Annotated in this window: 15 protein-coding genes; 7 read left to right on the top strand and 8 right to left on the bottom strand. The window is 53.9% G+C overall.

Annotated features, from left to right (window positions below):
* Positions 1-18: 18 nt before the first annotated feature.
* Positions 19-1,113 (bottom strand): hypothetical protein, encoded by a 1,095-nt coding sequence (locus GT409_RS10035; protein ID WP_160628957.1) that lies wholly within the window; start codon positions 1,111-1,113, stop codon positions 19-21.
* Positions 1,114-1,346: 233 nt separating this feature from the next.
* Between GT409_RS10035 and GT409_RS10030 the strand changes: the two genes are divergently transcribed.
* Genes GT409_RS10030 through nadE form a run of 4 tightly spaced genes read left to right on the top strand, consistent with a single transcriptional unit; the run spans position 1,347 to position 6,163 of the window.
* Complete coding sequence (locus GT409_RS10030; RefSeq protein ID WP_160628956.1) at positions 1,347-2,846, top strand: class I adenylate-forming enzyme family protein; 1,500 nt, start codon at positions 1,347-1,349, stop codon at positions 2,844-2,846.
* 22 nt (positions 2,847-2,868) lie between these two features.
* Positions 2,869-3,159 carry an acyl carrier protein gene (locus GT409_RS10025; RefSeq protein ID WP_160628955.1) on the top strand — a complete coding sequence of 97 codons (291 nt, stop codon included), beginning with the start codon at positions 2,869-2,871 and terminating at the stop codon, positions 3,157-3,159.
* A 22-nt stretch (positions 3,160-3,181) separates the two neighbouring features.
* A complete protein-coding gene (gene asnB, locus GT409_RS10020) occupies positions 3,182-5,158 on the top strand; it encodes an asparagine synthase (glutamine-hydrolyzing) (protein ID WP_160628954.1) in 1,977 nt (658 codons plus the stop codon).
* A 15-nt stretch (positions 5,159-5,173) separates the two neighbouring features.
* Positions 5,174-6,163 carry an NAD(+) synthase gene (gene nadE, locus GT409_RS10015; RefSeq protein WP_160628953.1) on the top strand — a complete coding sequence of 330 codons (990 nt, stop codon included), beginning with the start codon at positions 5,174-5,176 and terminating at the stop codon, positions 6,161-6,163.
* A gap of 167 nt (positions 6,164-6,330) precedes the next feature.
* Here the strand turns inward: nadE and GT409_RS10010 are convergent, their stop codons facing one another.
* Positions 6,331-6,783 (bottom strand): dihydrofolate reductase, encoded by a 453-nt coding sequence (locus GT409_RS10010; RefSeq protein ID WP_160628952.1) that lies wholly within the window; start codon positions 6,781-6,783, stop codon positions 6,331-6,333.
* Entirely contained in the window at positions 6,783-7,655 is an 873-nt protein-coding gene (thyA, locus tag GT409_RS10005) for a thymidylate synthase (protein WP_160628951.1), read from the bottom strand. The genes GT409_RS10010 and thyA overlap by 1 nt, the downstream gene beginning before the upstream one ends.
* A gap of 269 nt (positions 7,656-7,924) precedes the next feature.
* Between thyA and GT409_RS10000 the strand changes: the two genes are divergently transcribed.
* Together GT409_RS10000 and GT409_RS09995 are read left to right on the top strand one after the other, a co-directional pair.
* Positions 7,925-8,416: an RNA polymerase sigma factor gene (locus GT409_RS10000; protein WP_160628950.1), complete on the top strand. Its 492-nt coding sequence runs from the start codon at positions 7,925-7,927 to the stop codon at positions 8,414-8,416.
* A gap of 14 nt (positions 8,417-8,430) precedes the next feature.
* Positions 8,431-10,347 carry a YfbK domain-containing protein gene (locus tag GT409_RS09995; protein WP_233231526.1) on the top strand — a complete coding sequence of 639 codons (1,917 nt, stop codon included), beginning with the start codon at positions 8,431-8,433 and terminating at the stop codon, positions 10,345-10,347.
* Positions 10,348-10,362: 15 nt separating this feature from the next.
* Here the strand turns inward: GT409_RS09995 and rlmN are convergent, their stop codons facing one another.
* Positions 10,363-11,397 (bottom strand): 23S rRNA (adenine(2503)-C(2))-methyltransferase RlmN, encoded by a 1,035-nt coding sequence (rlmN, locus tag GT409_RS09990; RefSeq protein ID WP_160628948.1) that lies wholly within the window; start codon positions 11,395-11,397, stop codon positions 10,363-10,365.
* A gap of 97 nt (positions 11,398-11,494) precedes the next feature.
* Positions 11,495-12,853 carry an adenylosuccinate lyase gene (gene purB / locus GT409_RS09985; protein WP_160628947.1) on the bottom strand — a complete coding sequence of 453 codons (1,359 nt, stop codon included), beginning with the start codon at positions 12,851-12,853 and terminating at the stop codon, positions 11,495-11,497.
* A gap of 471 nt (positions 12,854-13,324) precedes the next feature.
* On the opposite strand from purB, the gene GT409_RS09980 reads away from it, so the two are divergent.
* The gene (locus GT409_RS09980; RefSeq protein ID WP_160628946.1) at positions 13,325-13,624 is read left to right on the top strand and encodes a hypothetical protein; all 300 of its coding nucleotides are present in this window, start codon (positions 13,325-13,327) and stop codon (positions 13,622-13,624) included.
* 53 nt (positions 13,625-13,677) lie between these two features.
* On the opposite strand, the gene GT409_RS09975 is transcribed toward GT409_RS09980, so the two are convergent.
* The 3 genes from GT409_RS09975 to pgm all read right to left on the bottom strand — a co-directional run bounded on the left by GT409_RS09975 (position 13,678) and on the right by pgm (position 17,047).
* Positions 13,678-14,622: a D-2-hydroxyacid dehydrogenase gene (locus tag GT409_RS09975; protein WP_160628945.1), complete on the bottom strand. Its 945-nt coding sequence runs from the start codon at positions 14,620-14,622 to the stop codon at positions 13,678-13,680.
* Positions 14,623-14,641: 19 nt separating this feature from the next.
* On the bottom strand, positions 14,642-15,217 hold the full coding sequence (locus GT409_RS09970) for an acetate uptake transporter (RefSeq protein ID WP_160628944.1): 576 nt from the start codon (positions 15,215-15,217) through the stop codon (positions 14,642-14,644).
* Positions 15,218-15,406: 189 nt separating this feature from the next.
* Positions 15,407-17,047 (bottom strand): phosphoglucomutase (alpha-D-glucose-1,6-bisphosphate-dependent), encoded by a 1,641-nt coding sequence (gene pgm, locus GT409_RS09965; protein ID WP_160628943.1) that lies wholly within the window; start codon positions 17,045-17,047, stop codon positions 15,407-15,409.
* Between the last annotated feature and the right edge of the window lie 121 nt (positions 17,048-17,168).

The raw sequence follows: 17,168 nt of genomic DNA, 5'->3' as shown, positions 1-17,168 counted from the left end.
CGGAACACACAGTGCTCACTAAAATTCATCAGCCTGCAGACGAGTCCACCGCTCTCCTTCCAAAGCAGAAATATATGCATCCCCGCTAAGAATTGCATTTCGTATTTCCGGATCCTGAGTGTGCAGCATAGCCATTCCTCCAACATGGAAATCATCACACCCTGCTTGCCGAAATTGCACCAGATATTTGGGGTCAACATCTCCATGAATAGCCGAACAACCGTGCGTCTGAGCCGTTGTAAAAAGGTGATTCAGAACATGTTTCAAGCTTGCTGGATGAGCAATAAGCTGCAAAACATGAGCTTCTTCTCCATCCCGGATATATACCAGGTACCATCCCTGTAATTTTTCTTTATCAAAAACAGCAATCTTAAACAGCTTGCCGTTTTTCTGCTTACTTTCAGCGAGCGAAAGACGCCAGTTCAGCTCCTTAATCCCATAACTGGGGAAAAGAGCCCGGTGATTCCTGAATGTTTCGAAAGAGTTAAACATGGCGTTTGCGTCCAACTCCTTCCCTCTTAACCGGCATACATTTTCATCAGATGCACAAGCAAGCACTCGTTTATGAATAACATCAACAAGGCGACAGGCAGGATAAGACAGCCATGAAAGAACATCTCCACCCCGGTGATTTTTGAGTCTGACATTGAATAGATAACCAGGCCGAAGCGGATAAACCCATTGTGTACTATACGGGAAAAGGAGATCTCCGCCAATGGCCCTCCAAAGCTCAATAGAAATTGAGTTTGCAGTATCAGTATAGGTGAAGTCTTGCGGCCCGGAAGTGAACTCTCTCAACAGCAAAGCGCCTGCTATAGGATCTTTCAAATCAGGATCAACCATATGGCTGCCGGCTACAAGCGCCGTTACCTTGCGTTTTTTAAACTCAAATTCGGTCGAAAGGCCGCCAATAAAACCCCTGACATTATTTTTCTCATCCACATACACAAGAGAACTCATGGACTCATCATAAGACGGATGACTAAAATACAGCTTTTCAAAGTAAGATTGCAGCGAAGGGGATGATCTCTGCGCTCCTCTTCTGAATACTTTTTGAAAAAGATCCGCAACAGGAATTATATCCGTTGGCTGAAAGTGACGAACGGTTCCCATATTCCGAGCCCTCTGTTTATTGCCAGCACGGCTTACATTATAGAGTTATGCTCAAAAATCAACCCGCTAACCTTGTCCTGGGCACACAACAGCGGCGGGAAGCAAACCCCGTCCACTGCTTTCAAATTATCGTACAGACAGCCGAGTTAAGTCTTGCCACTTCCCGGCAGACGATTACGATCCCACTCGTTGGATGCAAACCTCAAAGCCATAGGTGTTAACGAGGACCGTTTATGCAATACAACGAAGAAAATATTGCGGACACCCTGTTGCGTAACGGGAAACCGCAAAGCCCCGCGATCTTACAAGGTCGTAACGTAACCAGTTACGAAGCCCTCCGCAAAATGACCTGCGATATCGGGTGCGCCTTAACCAAAGTCAGCGAAAAAGGCGAATGCATCGGGCTCATTTCTGAAAACAGCCCCTTTTGCGTCGCGGCCTATCTGGGAACGATCCATGCTGGGAGAGTAACAGTCCCCCTGCCGGGAGATATTTCAGATCAGCTTCTCGCCCATATCGTCAACAGCACAAAAATGAAGGCTGCCTTTGTCTCCGGGCGCTACGTAAAAAAGCACGACCCCGGACTGACGAAACTGGGCGTGCAGATTCTAGATGAAAACATCCTATCGACTCGCAACGCCGACGTTCAGATGCCGACAATAAACCCCCGCGAAGATCTGGCATCAATCATGTTCACCTCCGGGTCGACCGGCACCGCCAAAGGAGTCATGGTCACGCACCGGAACATTGAGTGCAACAGCCGCGACATCATTCAATACCTCGACCTCACACCTTCCGACCGCGTCATGGCTGTCCTGCCGCTCCACTACTGCTTCGGCGCTTCGCTGCTCCATACTCACCTGATGGCCGGAGGCAGTGTCGTTCTGAACAACCAGTTCATGTATCCGGAGAGCGTTCTCGACGATATGGAAAAATGGGAATGCACCGGCCTCGCGGGGGTCCCCTCCACCTACCAGATCCTGCTGCGCAAAACCTCTCTCCGGCAACGGAATCTGCCAAAACTGCGCTGGTTCCAGCAGGCAGGCGGAAAGCTGCCGAACCCGTTCATCAGCGAGATCCTGGAATCATTCAGTGCGGCACGATTTTTCCTGATGTACGGACAAACCGAAGCCACCGCCCGGCTCAGCTATCTTCCGCCGGAACGGCTGACGGACAAACTGGGCTCCATTGGCAAAGGACTCCCCTCCACCCGGCTGGAAGTTTTGCAGAAGGACGGTCGCCCGGTCTGCTGGGGCTCGGATGAAATCGGTGAAATTGTGGCCAGTGGCGACAACATCACCAAGGGCTACTGGGCGGACGAAGCCGAGACCGCAAAATTTTTCCGTAACGGGAAGCTCTACACCGGAGATCTCGCACGCGTAGACAGCGACGGCTTCATTTTCGTACAGGACCGCGCCCGCGATTTCATTAAAACCGGCGGCAAACGCGTCGGGGCAAAGGAAGTGGAAGACGTGATCTGCGAACTAAAGGAAATCATCGAAGCCGCAATCATCGGCGTGCCGCATGAAACCATGGGCGAAATGCTGAAAGCGTATCTGGTTGTCAAAAGCGGCACAGCGCTCGAGGCGGAAGAGGTCCGCCATCATGTTGCCGGCAGGCTGGAAGCATACAAGGTGCCGGAGAGTGTTGAATTCATCAGCCACCTGCCGAAAAACAGTGCAGGCAAGGTGCTAAAACCAAAGTTGAGAGAAATTAATCAGGCACCTGCATGATGCAGGCATACAGGAGCGATCAATGAGTGAAATACAGCAAATTGACCCCGGCACCATCCGGGACTTTATCGTCGAAACATTTCTCTTTGGAGATGCTTCCGGCTTAAGCGATTCAACCTCGTTTATGGAAACCGGCATCATCGATTCGCTGGGAATCCTGAAAGTTACCGACTTCATCGAGCACAGCTGCAACATTAAGCTCAGCCCCGAGCAGTTCGTACCGGAAAACCTAGACAGCATCGACAACATCGTCCGCTTTCTAAATAGAAACATTGCGCAGCCAACCGGCGAAATGAGCGTGAAATCCGGCTGACAACCGGCAGGAGGTGCGCAACATGTGCGGAATAGCCGGCATTGTTGGAAAGCCGCGGGACAGGAACCGAATCGTCGCCATGACCGCCGCCCTCAGGCACCGAGGGCCGGATGAGTCAGGGATCTATCTCGACGAATCCATCGCTCTCGGTCACACCCGGCTAAGCATCATCGACCTCTCCTCCGGCACCCAGCCAATCCACAACGAAGACGAATCGATGTGGATCGTCTTTAACGGAGAAATCTTCAACTATCCTGAATTAAGGGCGGACCTGATTGCCAAAGGGCACCGTTTTTACACGACGACCGACACCGAGGTTATCCTCCACCTGTACGAAGAAAAAGGAGCCGGATGTCTGAAGGAACTGAACGGGCAGTTTGCCTTCGCAATTTGGAATGTTCGGGATCGATCCTGCTTCCTGGCGCGCGACCGCGTGGGCATCCGCCCCCTGTACTATACCGAATCCGAATCGGAACTCATCTTCGCCTCCGAAATCAAATCCATCTTCATGAATCCCCAGGTGTCGCGCGAAATCGACCCCATCGCGATGGATCAGACCTTCACCTTCTGGTCCCCGCTGCCGGGCAGAACCCCCTTCAAAGGGATCAAGGAGCTGCCGGCTGGGCACTGCCTCTATTTTCAGTATGGGAAATGCATGGTCAGCCGCTATTGGCAAACGCCTTTTGTTCCCAAACAGGATCAGGTTGACTGGTCTCCTGAACGAATCAGCGAGCAGGTTCAGCATCTGCTCAAAGAAGCCACACGAATCCGCCTGCGGGCGGATGTTCCGGCAGGAACCTATCTGAGCGGCGGACTCGACTCCTCCGGCATCACCGCACTGGTCGCCCGAAACTTTAACCGCAACGTCCAGACCTTCGGGATCAGCTTCGAAAACGAACACTACGACGAAAGCGTGTATCAGCGGCAGATGGTTGAACTTCTCGGGGTTAAACATATGGAACTCATCATCTCAAACAGCGACATTGGCGACGCCCTGTCCGATGTCGTCTGGTTTAGCGAAAAACCATTGCTGCGCACCGCGCCCGTGCCGCTGTACCTGCTCGCAAAACAAGTACGAGCCGAACAACTGAAAGTGGTACTGACCGGCGAAGGAAGCGATGAGGTTTTCGGCGGCTACAACATTTTCCGGGAGGCCTCCATCCGTCGTTTCTGGGCCAAGTTCCCCGACTCACAAAAACGGGCGAATCTGATTTCGCACCTCTACCCGTATATCTTCAAGGATCCGAAACTGAAACCGATGATGCAGGCCTTCTTTGCGCGGGGGCTCGACCAAACCGCCGACCCGTTATTTTCCCATCTCTTGCGCTGGCAAAATACGTCCCGCATTAAAAATTATTTTTCCAGTTCTCTGAAATCAGCCATCGGATCCTATTCGGGCTGCGATGAAATCCGAAACAGCCTGCCGGAAACATTCCAGACATGGGATCATCTGGCCCAGGCACAGTATCTGGAAATGACCATCTTTATGGGCAACTATCTGCTGTCCTCACAGGGCGACCGAATGGCCATGGGGCAATCGGTTGAAATTCGCCTGCCGTATCTAGACCATAACCTAATCGAATTTATGGGGCGCGTTCCGGCAAACTGGAAAATCCTTGGCTTGAAGGAAAAATACATCCTCAAGAAAGCCTTTCGCGGCACCCTGCCCGATTCGATTCGATTGCGTCCAAAACAACCCTATCGCGCTCCCGGTCCCGGCATGTTATCCGGCCTCGGACCGCAAGACCGGATACGGTCCTGGCTTTCGCGTGATTCACTCGAGCGGTCAGGATTTTTCGATCCGGGCAAGGTTGCCAGGCTCGTAAAAATGGCAGAGGCCGGACAGTCGGTCAGTGAAACAGACGACATGGCCCTGACAGGCATCCTGACCACACAACTGCTTCACCGGCAATTTATCGAAAACTTCAAACCCTGCAATGACTGCACTTTCTCGCCCGACCTCCTGATTGACCGAAGAAATGCCGCACAACCCGCATAAACAGAGGATCCAGCCATGAACAGTAAAAAACCGTTCTCGAGTGAATGCCTCCGGCTTGACTGCGAACAGGAGGTCGAAAAAACATCGAAATCACTGCGCGAGATACTCTCCCGCCAATTCAAAAAACAAGGGTTGATCGTCGCCCTCTCCGGAGGAATTGACAGCAGCGTGGTCGGGGCGCTTTGTATTCGCGCCGTCGGCAAGGAGCAGGTCTTCGGCCTTTTACTGCCGGAGCAGGATTCTTCGGACGCAACCCGCAGGCTGGGCCATCAGCTCGTAGATCACCTGGGAATTGCAACCAACGAAACGGACATCACCAACATCCTGGAGGCTGTCGGGTGCTATCACCACCGGGACGAGGCCATCCGCAAGGTCATTCCCGAATACGGCGCCGGATATACCTGCAAAATCCTGCTTCCGAGCTTACTGGATAACGACAGCTACCGCCTATTTTCCGTTGCCGTTCAAGCACCGGACGGAAGCACCCGCACCGAACTGCTTCCGCCCGACGCATATGCCGGAATTCTGGCCGCCAGCAATTTTAAGCAGCGCGTACGGAAAATGCTCGAATACTATCATGCCGACCGATTGAACTACGCCGTTGCGGGCACCCCGAACCGATTGGAATACGACCAGGGATTTTTCGTCAAACTTGGAGATGGCGCGGCCGATGTCAAACCGATCGCCCACCTCTACAAGACACAGGTCTACCAACTCGCAGAATTTCTCGGCATCCCGGAAGAAATCCGGAAGCGCCCCCCAACAACAGACACCTATTCCATGCCCCAAAGCCAGGAGGAATTCTATTTTTCGCTGCCGCACGACAAAATGGATCTCTGCCTGTATGGAAAAAACCACGGCTATTCCAGTGAAGAAGTCAGCGCAGTCTGCGGCCTGACCGCAGAACAGGTCCAGCGGGTATACCAAGACATCGATCACAAAAGACGAAGCACCCGCTATCTCCATACCCGCCCGATACTGATCGACCCTGTACCGGAGGTTTGATACCAATGACAATTTGGTTTTGAGTTATTGCTTCGGCAAAAATGTAGTATCGCTTACCCGAGGAACGAGGGAAGCGATCTTTGCGGAAAGGAACACGTTTCCTTCCTTCGTCAGGTAAACGTGACTACATCAGACCAAGAATAAACTGAAACCGATCTGAAACAAGATTAGGAAGATGGACCGGATCGCCTGTAGGAAACAACCGAATACTCATCGGTCTCTTCAATGGTTTCTTCCGGCTCAAACCCTTCCAGCCATTGGAAATTAAAGAAGGTATCGCCCTCGACCTCTTTTTTCACTGTGGTCACCAGCAGCTGGTCGCACTGCGGAATCATCAGGTCATAAATCGCTGCACCGCCGCAGACAATCGCGTCAGCCGGAACGTCAGCGGGATTGGAAACTGCGGTTGCCCCCTCAAAACCTGCGTCCGGCTTGCGGGTCAGCACAAAAATCTCGCGCCCTTTCAGCGGCGGAAGACCTTCAAAAGTGGTACGGCCGACAACGATCTTCCGCCCCATCGTGGTGCGCTTGAAAAACTGCAGGTCGCCCTTGCACCGCCACGGCAGGCCGCCGTCTTTGCCAATGACTCCGTTTTCAGATCGGGCAACAATCGCAATCATTAAACCGCCACCTCGCCTTTAATAGTGGGATGGCATTCATAGCCATCGAGCGTGGCATACTGCCACTCCCAGTCGAAAATTGAATCGTAGCCTTCGAGTTTCAGCGTCGGTGGAGCATAGGGCTCGCGACTCATCTGCTCATCCAGCTGAGCCTGATGATTGACATAAATATGGGCGTCGCCGAGAAAACCGATCAGCTTGCCGGCTTTCATCCCGCACTCCTTGGCGATTAGTTCCAACAACAGGGCGTAGGATGCGATGTTGAAGGGGATTCCGAGAAAAATATCGCACGACCGCTGATTCCAGAGAAGATCCAGCACACCATCGTTACAGAGAAGCTGATAGGAATAGTGGCATGGGACCAGCGCCATCTGGTCGAGCTGCTGCGGATTCCAGGCATTCACCAAAATCCGGCGACTGTTTGGATTGGTCTTCAGGGTCTCAATGGCATTAGCCAGCTGATCAACGCCGCCGGTAAAATCTTCGGCACCGAACTCATACTGCCCGTTGAAATTCCGCCATTGAAAACCGTAGATCGGGCCGAGATCTTTTTCTTCAGCCATCGCTTTATAGGTGGCTTCGTCATGACCGTAAGGTACCTTGGCCGGGGTACACCACTCGTTCCAGATTTTGCAACCGCGCTCCTGAAACCACGACTTGTCGGTCACGCCTTTGATAAATCCCTCTAATTCGACCCGAAGAGTCTTCCACGCCATCTTTTTGGTCGTGAGCAGCGGAAAGCCGTTGGCCATGTCGTAATCAATCATACAGCCACTGACGGAAATTGTATCCGTGGCCGTCCGGTTGGTTTTCTTTTTCCCCTCCCGGAGGACTTTTTCGACAACCTGCTTGTATACCTGATCAATATTCATGATTCCGACCAAGCTAGCACACCTGGTCGATCATTGGGAATTCCAAAGTCTATTGCATAGACGCGCACGGAATTGTCCAAACATTGGCAAAAGTGGTAGCGGCATCTCTGCCGCCTGCACAGAGACTGGAAGCCTCTGCCACATTTGCGGACTTTCTCCACTGCGTAGAAAAAATATTTATTATTTTTCTAAGAACTTCTTTGCTCGCCCGTTAACCTGATAGAAGCCTGCGCGTGCAGGTCAGGGAATCAACCCGAAAGGAAGCAAACATGGACAAAGAGACGTGGATACTCTCTCTGGTGCGGCGCTACGAGCGTCCCCTCTGCAGTTATGCCTACGGCCTGCTGCGAAATCTCGAATGGGCGCGCGACGCTGTGCAGGACTCCTTCCTGCGCCTGTGCGGACAAAAACCTGCCAAACTCAAGGGGCGCGAGGCCCCGTGGCTGTTCCGCGTCTGCCGCAACCGCTCACTCGACATCCTGCGCAAAGAAAAACCTTCCGAGCCCCTGAGCGAATCACCGGAAACTGTTACCGATGATCCGACTCCGGACCAACAGACCGAACAAAACGACCTGATCGCCCTGCTCCCGCGCTTCCTCGCGAAGCTCTCAAAGAATCAGCAGGAAGTCATCCGGCTGAAATTCCAGCAGCAGCTGAGCTACCGCGAAATCGCCCAATGCACGCAGCTCAGCGAAAGCAATGTGGGCTATCTGCTGCATACGGGACTCAAAACCCTGCGCGAACAGATGATCAACCTGTAAGGAGAATTTTTATCATGAAAACCAACGAAGAAAAATGGACCGCCTACGCACTGAACGAGCTGCCCGAAGACGAACGCCGGGCCGTTGAAGCCGAACTGGAAACCAATCCCGAAGCCCGCAAAGCCGTCGAAGAAACCCGGAAACAGTCTGCTCTTCTGACCGAACACTACGCCGCTGAAGAAAACATCGGCCTGACCGACGAACAGCGCGAAGCCATCTACGCCGCCGCCCGCAAAAAACGGAAAAAAGAAAAGATCGTTCCTTTCCCCCGCAAACCGTGGATTCCGATGGCGATTGCCGCATCCATCAGCATCCTGTTTGTCTTATTCTCCGGAAGCCTCGTTATTTTTTCAGTTGTCGAAAAACGTGAAGTGGCGTTCTGTCCTCCGACTTCGACCCCAAGGCCAAAAATGTCTCTACATAAAGCCAAACTAAGAGCGCCCAGACAGGAGCTTTACTGTACCGGTCGTACACTAGACTCCTCAATAGTAGAACCGGCAAAGAAACAATGGGGACCCAGCATCGAAGATTATACTGAAATCAAAGAGAACCTTTTCACAAGCGTAGCCAATGAACCGCTGTCAACCTTCTCAATCGATGTGGATTCAGCGTCTTATGCCAACGTGAGGCGCTTCCTGGAAGGCGGAATGCTGCCGCCAAAGGATGCGGTACGCATTGAAGAAATGATCAACTACTTCGATTACTCCTACGAGCCGCCGCACGACGGAACTCCATTTGCAACGCACCTGGAACTGAGTCGCTGCCCGTGGGATCCACAGCACAAGCTGGTCCGCATCGGACTCAAAGGCCGCGTGATGGATCCGGCAAACCGCCCGCCGCTGAATCTGGTCTTCCTGATGGATGTCTCCGGCTCGATGAACAGCCCGAACAAGCTTCCTCTGGTAAAACAGTCACTGGATATTCTGACCCGCCAGCTTGATGAACGCGATCGCGTCTCCATTGTGGTCTACGCCGGGGCATCCGGCCTCGTTCTGCCGCCAACCTCCGGAGCGGATCGCAATAAGATCCTCGACGCACTTAAACGCCTGCAGGCAGGCGGCGGCACCAACGGCGGCCAAGGCATTGAACTGGCCTATAAAACCGCGCTCGAAAACTTCCACAAAGAAGGCGTCAACCGCGTCATCCTCTGCACGGACGGCGACTTCAACATCGGCGTCACGCAGGGCGGCGACCTGAACCGACTGATTGAAGACAAAGCCAAGAGCGGAATCTTCCTGAGCGTACTCGGCTTCGGCATGGGCAATTACAAAGACAGCACGCTCGAAGGCCTTGCCGATAAGGGCAACGGCAACTACGCCTATATCGACACCTTCAGCGAAGCGCGCAAGGTGCTGGTCGACCAGATGAGCGGCACGCTAGTGACGATTGCCAAGGATGTAAAAATTCAGGTCGAGTTCAACCCGGCACGCGTGGCGGGCTACCGCCTGATCGGTTATGAGAACCGCATGCTGGCCGCTGAAGACTTCAACGACGACACCAAAGACGCCGGGGAAATCGGCGCGGGCCATACGGTGACCGCGCTGTACGAAATCGTCCCGGCCGGACAGACCGTCAACGGGGTTCCGCCGGTCGATGAACTGAAATATCAGGTGACCGGAAGCCTGCCGGTTGATTCCAGCGACCTGCTGACCGTTAAACTGCGCTACAAGCAGCCAGACGGCGACACCAGCAGCAAGCTTGAGTTCCCGCTGAAAGATAAAGACCGCTCCTTCGAGCAGGCCGACGACGACTTCCGCTTTGCAACCGCCGTCGCCGGATTCGGAATGATGCTGCGCGATTCGGAACTCAAAGACGACTTGACCTATGATCAGGTGATCGAATGGGCGCAGGATTCATTAGGCAAAGATGAATTCGGCTACCGCCGCGAATTCATCGATCTCGTCCGCAATGCAAAAGCGCTGAAGCAATAGTCCCGACAGACAAAACTAGAGCCGTCCTGCGCGCAACTGGCCGCAGGCGGCTTTCAGCTTGGAACCTTTGGAGTCGCGCAAGGTGGTATTGATTCCGGCTTTTTCCAGGGTTTGGAAAAAAATCTTCATCGATTCAGAGTCGGGACGTTCACCGTCGAATTCTTCGACCGGGCTGAGCGGAATCAGGTTCACCCGGCACGGGAAACGGCGCAGCAGACTGACCAGCTCGCGCGCCTGCTCCGGAGCATCATTGATATTTTTGATCAGCGTATACTCAAACGTAATAATCCGGTTGGTTTTTCGGGTATACTCCCGACAGGCGTCCAGAAGCTCATCCATGGGCCAGGTCTCATTGACCGGCATAATTCTTGAACGGGTTTCAGTATCCGGCGCATGCAGAGAAACGGACAACTCCACCTGAAGCCCCTCTTCCGAAAAGCGCTCGATGCCCGGAACCACGCCACAGGTACTGACCGTGATTTTGCGCGCACCGATGTTCAGTCCGTCCGGATGATTCAGAATGCGGATCGCCTTCATCACCTCGTCGTAGTTATCGAACGGTTCGCCGATTCCCATGAAAACGACATTATTGGGACGCTCGCCCAGCTCACGCGACACTTCCAGCACCTCGGCCACAATCTCACCGGCGGTCAGGTTGCGGATAACCCCCTTCTGACCACTGGCGCAAAATGCGCAGCCGTAAACACATCCAACCTGGCTCGATACACAGACCGTATTGGTCCCGCGTTTCGGCGCGGGAATGATCACCGTCTCGATCATTTCCCTGTCCGAAAGCTTAAACAGCAGTTTCTGCGTTTCGCCCGATGCGCCGCTCACCTCCATTTTTTCCAAGGTTTGGAAACTGAAATGATCGGCCAGCTTTTCCCGAAATACCGCCGGCAGGTTCTTCATTTCATCGAAAGAAGAGACCAGCTTGCCGTACAGCCAGTCATAAACCTGCTTCGCGCGAAAAGCCGGCTGCCCCTGCTCTTTGCAGAACGCCTCGAGTTCCTCGGGAAGCAAGCCGTGTATGGATGGATTGGCACTCATTTTCTTTTTCTCGCAAAGGCGCAGAGCCGCCAAATTCACAAAGCAGGTCCTACGCGACCTTTGCGCCCTCGCGGCTTTGCGAGAGATCCTTTATGTTTTAGAGTTCTTCCGCAATTTCGATCGCGCGACCAATGTAGGACGCCGGGGTCATTTCAAGCAGACGGGCTTTATCGTCGGCTTCGAGCTCAAGACCTTCAATAAACGCCTTGAGCGTTTCTTTGGTGATGCCGTCTTTACCGCGAGTCAGCTCTTTGAGCTTTTCGTAGGGCTTTTCAATTCCCGCCTTACGCATCACAGTCTGGATCGGCTCAGCAAGCACTTCCCACGCGTTGTCGAGATCGGCGGCCAGTTTGGCTTCGTTGAGCTCAAGCTTGCTGAGACCTTTCAGCGTCGAGCGGTAGGCCAGCAGCGCATAACCGAAAGCCACGCCCATGTTGCGCAGGACGGTCGAGTCGGTCAGGTCGCGCTGAAGGCGCGATACCGGCAGTTTTTCGGACAGGTGACGCAGAATGGAATTTGCCAACCCGATGTTGCCTTCCGAGTTTTCAAAATCGATCGGGTTGACCTTGTGCGGCATGGTGGACGAACCGACTTCACCGGCAATGGTCTTCTGCTTGAAGCAGGCGAAGGAAATGTAGGTCCAGATGTCGCGATCGAGGTCGAGCAGGATTGTATTGAAACGGGCCAGCGCGTCGAACAGCTCGGCCATGTAGTCGTGCGGCTCAATCTGGATCGTGAACGGATTCTGTTTGATCCCCAGCTCGCCTTCGATCACGCCGGCAGCCAGCGCGGGCCAGTCGACGTCCGGATAAGCACTCAGGTGAGCATTGTAGTTACCAACCGCGCCATTGAGCTTTCCGAGAATCTCCACACCCTGAAATTTTTTCTGTGCCTTGCGCAGGCGATCCGCCACAACAGCCAGCTCTTTGCCGATCGTTGTCGGCGACGCAGTCTGCCCGTGCGTGCGGGCCAGCAGCGGAACCGCTTTCCACTCCTTAGCCTTGGCGGACAAGTCGTCGATCAGTTCCTGCTGAACCGTTTCGAGCGCCTCGCGGCCCTGCTTCAGCATCATCGCGTGCGACAGATTGTTAATATCCTCGGAGGTACAGGCGAAGTGCCAGAATTCACTGAGTTCATCGAGAGAGGTTCCTGCCACCTTTTCTTTCAGGTAATACTCAACCGCTTTCACATCGTGGTTGGTGGTGCGCTCAATCGTTTTAACCTTTTCGGCTTCTTCCGGCGTAAAATTGGCAAGAATCGCGTCGAGCTGAGCGACTTCATCCGCAGTCAGCGCGCGGCACTCCGGAATACCCGGCTCGGCGCACAGCGCTTTCAGCCAAAGGACCTCAACAGTCACGCGGGCGCGGACCAGTGCAAATTCAGAAAAGGCATCCTGCAGCTCGGACACTTTCGACTCATAACGCCCATCCAGCGGGCTGATGGCAGTAATTGACATAAATTTCTCCTCAAAAGCGGCTGAATTTACAGCGAGCCCCCCCGAAAGTCAAAGATCATTGCCTTTCGTAAAAACACCGCGTTTCCAATGCTTGAAAAGTAGAAGAGGCTTGCAGCCTCTGGCCAGCGGCAGACTCGGGCTATAACGCCCGCGAAGACTTCCACCATAAAGATCCCTATGTATTGGAATCAGGCGCGCCCGGCGGTCGCGCCCTACCCAACGTTTTCCGAACATTGGAAGTCTGTCGCACAGATGTTTCCAATGTCTGGAAATTTTCACCACCCGCTTCGCTGGAAAGGATCAGAGAAACATCCGAGAAAAAAACCGCTCTCCGCGGCTATGCTGCATAATGTCGAATAATTCTTCCAAAAATAGATAGCATTGTATTCACTAACCACAAACACAACAAGAACAGCCAAACTTTCCCCCGAAAAACGACCGTCACTCATTAAACGTTCTGAGTAAATAAATATGAAAAAAGAATCGTTCAAATTAAGCAAATGGGTTGTCAAAAAGCTAAACGAGATGGAAGAACGAATCTCTCTCTTCAAAACCAACCCAATCGACATAATCAACGGCCTCTTTCTGGCCTTTGTTCTGTTTGGAATAGCGACAACAAATTCATTTGAAATTCCGGTTACGCTACTGATTGCACTCATTACCTTATTAGTCATACAGACTTCAGTAAGCCAAAAAATTATAATGAGGCAGGAGAAACGAATTCAAGAATTAGAGAAATCAACTCAGAACCAGTCAGGAGAGCCTACGTAAAACCCGCCACGCGTCCATGCCAAACACAAGCCTCGAGCTCCTGTCAAACGTTCCTAAACCCGATTAACCGGCTCTCCGTCCAGAAATGCGCGCAGGTTGGCGACGGTCTGGTTCATGAGAGTTTTTCGGGCGGCGGTTCCGGCCCAGGCAATGTGCGGGGTGATAAAACAGTTTTTGGCGCTGATGAGCGGATTGTCTTCCGCGGGCGGCTCGGTGGAGAGCACGTCGAGCCCCGCTCCGGCGAGACGGCCGGAGTTGAGCGCCTCGGCCAACGCGGGTTCATCGATCAGTCCGCCGCGCGAGGTGTTGATGATAAATGCGCCCGGTTTCATTAAAGCAATGCTTTCGGCATTAATCAGCTTTTCCGTTTCCGGCGTCTGCGGACAGTGAAGGCTGACGATGTCGCTTCGGCTCAGCAATGCTTCACGCGAGACAAATTCAACATCCGGCACATCGCGCTGCGTGCGGGTTGAAACAAGCACCTTCACGCCAAAGGCTTTTGCTGTAGCGGCGACGCCCTGCCCGATGTTGCCAAAGCCGATTAGACCAAGCGTCATTTGTTCGAGCGCGGGCTGCGGCGTTTTCCAATAGCAGAAATCTTTGCAGCGGCTCCACTCGCCGCAGCGCACGCTGTCGGCGTGCAGCGCCACCTGATTGAGCAGGTTGAAAATATGCGCCCAGGTCAGCTGAACGACGGCGGCCGTGCTGTAGGCGGGCACATTGGACACAACCACGCCGCGCTCGCGGCAAGCTTCGATGTCGATGATGTTGTAGCCGGTGGCGGTGACGCCGATATATTTCAGGTTCGGGAGCTGCCCGAGCAGCTCCGCAGAGACCGGAACTTTGTTGGTGATCATTGCATCCGCATCGCGCAGCCGCTCAACCACCAGCTCCGGCGGGGTGCGGTCGTAGACCGTCACTTCACCGAGCTGCTCCAACCCTTCCCACGACAAATCGCCGGGGTTCAACGCATATCCGTCTGTTACAACAATCTTCATAATCCGGCCCGAATTTACTTTATTCACCAACTGGAAGCAGCACTTTCCCGTGAGCTTCGTTGATGACTTCGGCCATGGCAAGATAGATTGCGCTGAATCCGCAAATGATCCCTTCAAACCCGGCAATTTTTCCAATCACATGCGCGGCTTCTTCAGCCACCCAGTGTTCAACCGCCAGCAGTACGAAAAGCACGGCCAGCGAAGCAAAAATAAACTGCAGTACACGGTTGGCTTTGAGGGTTCCCACAAACATGAGCGCGGTGAACAGCCCCCACATAAAGAGGTAACAGCCGACAAATTCGCGCGGCGGAGCAACCGCCAAGCCGGTTTTCGGAAGACCCCACATAGCGACCAGCGTCAGCCAGAACGATCCGTAGGAAGCAAATGCGGTCATCCCGAAGGTATTGCCTTTGCGGAATTCGAGCACGCCGGCGATGAGCTGCGCCAGCCCGCCGAAAAAGATGCCCATTCCCATAATCATGCTGCCGGCATCCGGGAAGAATCCCGAGTTATGAATATTCAGCAGAACCGTCGTCATTCCGAATCCCATCAGCCCCAGCGGAGCCGGATTCGCCAGCTTATTACCATCGCCCATATCATTTCCTCTGTTAAGTGATCAGAATAAAGCGGGCGGTTGTAGAGGAATGCGCATTGAAAGCCAAGCTCCGTCGCATTGACTGTGAAAAAAAACGGGCAAAGGCTCAGCCTCCACCCGATGATTTTTCAAACTCTGGAAAAACCCATGCTCGTCTGTGCAACAGATTTCCAGGGTTTGGAAAACGTCTTACGCCAGCGCAGCGTTAACAATTTCTTTGGCTTCGGCCTGGATCTGTTTGAGGTGATCTTCGCCTTTAAAGCTTTCGGCGTAGATTTTGTAAATATCCTCGGTGCCGGACGGACGAGCCGCAAACCAGCCGTTTTCCGTGCAGACTTTCAGTCCGCCGATCGCGGCGCCGTTGGCGGGCGCGTGCGTGAGCTTCGCGGTGATCGGCTCGCCGGCCATCGTTTCGGCAGTCACCTGTTCCGGCGAAAGAGCCGCCAGTTTGGCTTTTTCTTCGCGGGAAGCCGGAGCGTCGACACGGTCGTAAACCGGACTGCCGAATTTGGCGACGAGGTCCTGATAGTGCTCGCCCGGGTCCTTGCCGGTCACGGCCAGAATTTCGCAGGCCAGCAGGCATAGGATAATGCCGTCTTTGTCCGTACTCCAGACGCTTCCGTCTTTGCGGAGGAATGAAGCACCGGCGGACTCTTCGCCGCCGAAGCCGTAGGAGCCGTCGACGAGACCGTTGACAAACCATTTGAAGCCGACCGGCACTTCCTGCAGGTCACGGCCGAGCTCGGCGGCGACGCGGTCGATCATCGACGATGAAACGAGTGTTTTGCCGACGGCGGCATCTTTGCGCCAGCCGCTGCGGTTGGTGAACAGGTAGTTGATGGCAACGGCCAGATAGTGGTTCGGGTTCAGCAGGCCGGACGATTTGGTGACGATCCCGTGGCGGTCGTAGTCCGGATCATTTCCAAATGCGATATCGAAATCGTCTTTCAGCGCAACGAGACTGGCCATCGCGTACGGCGAAGAGCAGTCCATGCGGACTTTACCGTCGCGGTCGACGGTCATGAAGCTGAAGGTGTAATCGGGCGTGTCATTGCGAACCGTCAGATTAATGCCGTATTTATCGGCGATCGGCTTCCAGTAGCGCAGGCCGGACCCGCCCATGGCGTCGGCGCAGATTTTGAGGCCGGATTTTGAAATGGCCTCCATATCAATCACGTTGCAGAGATCATCGACGTACGGAGTGATGAAATCATAAGCAACCGTGGTGTCGGCGGCCAGTGCATCGGCCAGATAGAGGCTCTGCACTTCTTCGTTGTCTCCGGCAAGCAGTTCGTTGGCACGGTCGGCAATCCATCCGGTCACATCGGTGTCCGCCGGGCCGCCGTTCGGCGGGTTGTATTTGAAACCGCCGTTATCGGGCGGATTGTGCGACGGAGTAATCACCACACCATCAGCCAACCCTTCACTGCGGCCTTCATTATAGGTCAAAATCGCGTGGGAAATCACCGGCGTCGGAGTGTAGCCGCCGTCTTTGTCGATCATCACGGTTACGCCGTTGGCGGCGAACACCTGCAGGGCGGTCTTTTCGGCCGGCGTCGACAGCGCATGGGTGTCTTTGCCGACAAACAGCGGGCCGGTGATCCCCTTCTCGGCGCGGTATTCGCAGATGGCCTGCGAAATCGCCATGATGTGGTCTTCAGTAAAACTGGCATTCAGCGATGTGCCCCGATGGCCGGATGTTCCGAATGCCACTTTCTGGTTCGGATTGGTCACATCGGGCTGCGTTTCGTAATAGCAGCTGATCAGCTCAGCCACATCCGTCAGGTTTTCTTTCGGCACCGGTTTCCCGGCCAGTTCGTGAATCGACATAAATTTCTCCCGTTCAAATGAGCGGGATGTTTAACAAAGCCGTCTTGCGGATACAAGCCTAAGGACCGCTGCCTTCCACGACACAGACGACCAGGAGCATCCGGCACAATTCCCCTGAATA

This window comes from Tichowtungia aerotolerans, from assembly GCF_009905215.1.
Lineage (GTDB): Bacteria > Verrucomicrobiota > Kiritimatiellia > Kiritimatiellales > Tichowtungiaceae > Tichowtungia > Tichowtungia aerotolerans.
Note: the sequence above shows the minus strand (reverse complement) of the source record. Positions and strands in the feature narration are given on the sequence as shown.

Bases quoted from the DNA above. Each gene is read 5' to 3' on its own strand.
- GT409_RS10035 (WP_160628957.1), bottom strand. From the start codon at position 1,113: ATGGGAACCGTTCGTCACTTTCAGCCAACGGATATAATTCCTGTTGCG.
- GT409_RS10030 (WP_160628956.1), top strand. From the start codon at position 1,347: ATGCAATACAACGAAGAAAATATTGCGGACACCCTGTTGCGTAACGGG.
- GT409_RS10025 (WP_160628955.1), top strand. From the start codon at position 2,869: ATGAGTGAAATACAGCAAATTGACCCCGGCACCATCCGGGACTTTATC.
- asnB (WP_160628954.1), top strand. From the start codon at position 3,182: ATGTGCGGAATAGCCGGCATTGTTGGAAAGCCGCGGGACAGGAACCGA.
- nadE (WP_160628953.1), top strand. From the start codon at position 5,174: ATGAACAGTAAAAAACCGTTCTCGAGTGAATGCCTCCGGCTTGACTGC.
- GT409_RS10010 (WP_160628952.1), bottom strand. From the start codon at position 6,783: ATGATTGCGATTGTTGCCCGATCTGAAAACGGAGTCATTGGCAAAGAC.
- thyA (WP_160628951.1), bottom strand. From the start codon at position 7,655: ATGAATATTGATCAGGTATACAAGCAGGTTGTCGAAAAAGTCCTCCGG.
- GT409_RS10000 (WP_160628950.1), top strand. From the start codon at position 7,925: ATGGACAAAGAGACGTGGATACTCTCTCTGGTGCGGCGCTACGAGCGT.
- GT409_RS09995 (WP_233231526.1), top strand. From the start codon at position 8,431: ATGAAAACCAACGAAGAAAAATGGACCGCCTACGCACTGAACGAGCTG.
- rlmN (WP_160628948.1), bottom strand. From the start codon at position 11,397: ATGAGTGCCAATCCATCCATACACGGCTTGCTTCCCGAGGAACTCGAG.
- purB (WP_160628947.1), bottom strand. From the start codon at position 12,853: ATGTCAATTACTGCCATCAGCCCGCTGGATGGGCGTTATGAGTCGAAA.
- GT409_RS09980 (WP_160628946.1), top strand. From the start codon at position 13,325: ATGAAAAAAGAATCGTTCAAATTAAGCAAATGGGTTGTCAAAAAGCTA.
- GT409_RS09975 (WP_160628945.1), bottom strand. From the start codon at position 14,622: ATGAAGATTGTTGTAACAGACGGATATGCGTTGAACCCCGGCGATTTG.
- GT409_RS09970 (WP_160628944.1), bottom strand. From the start codon at position 15,217: ATGGGCGATGGTAATAAGCTGGCGAATCCGGCTCCGCTGGGGCTGATG.
- pgm (WP_160628943.1), bottom strand. From the start codon at position 17,047: ATGTCGATTCACGAACTGGCCGGGAAACCGGTGCCGAAAGAAAACCTG.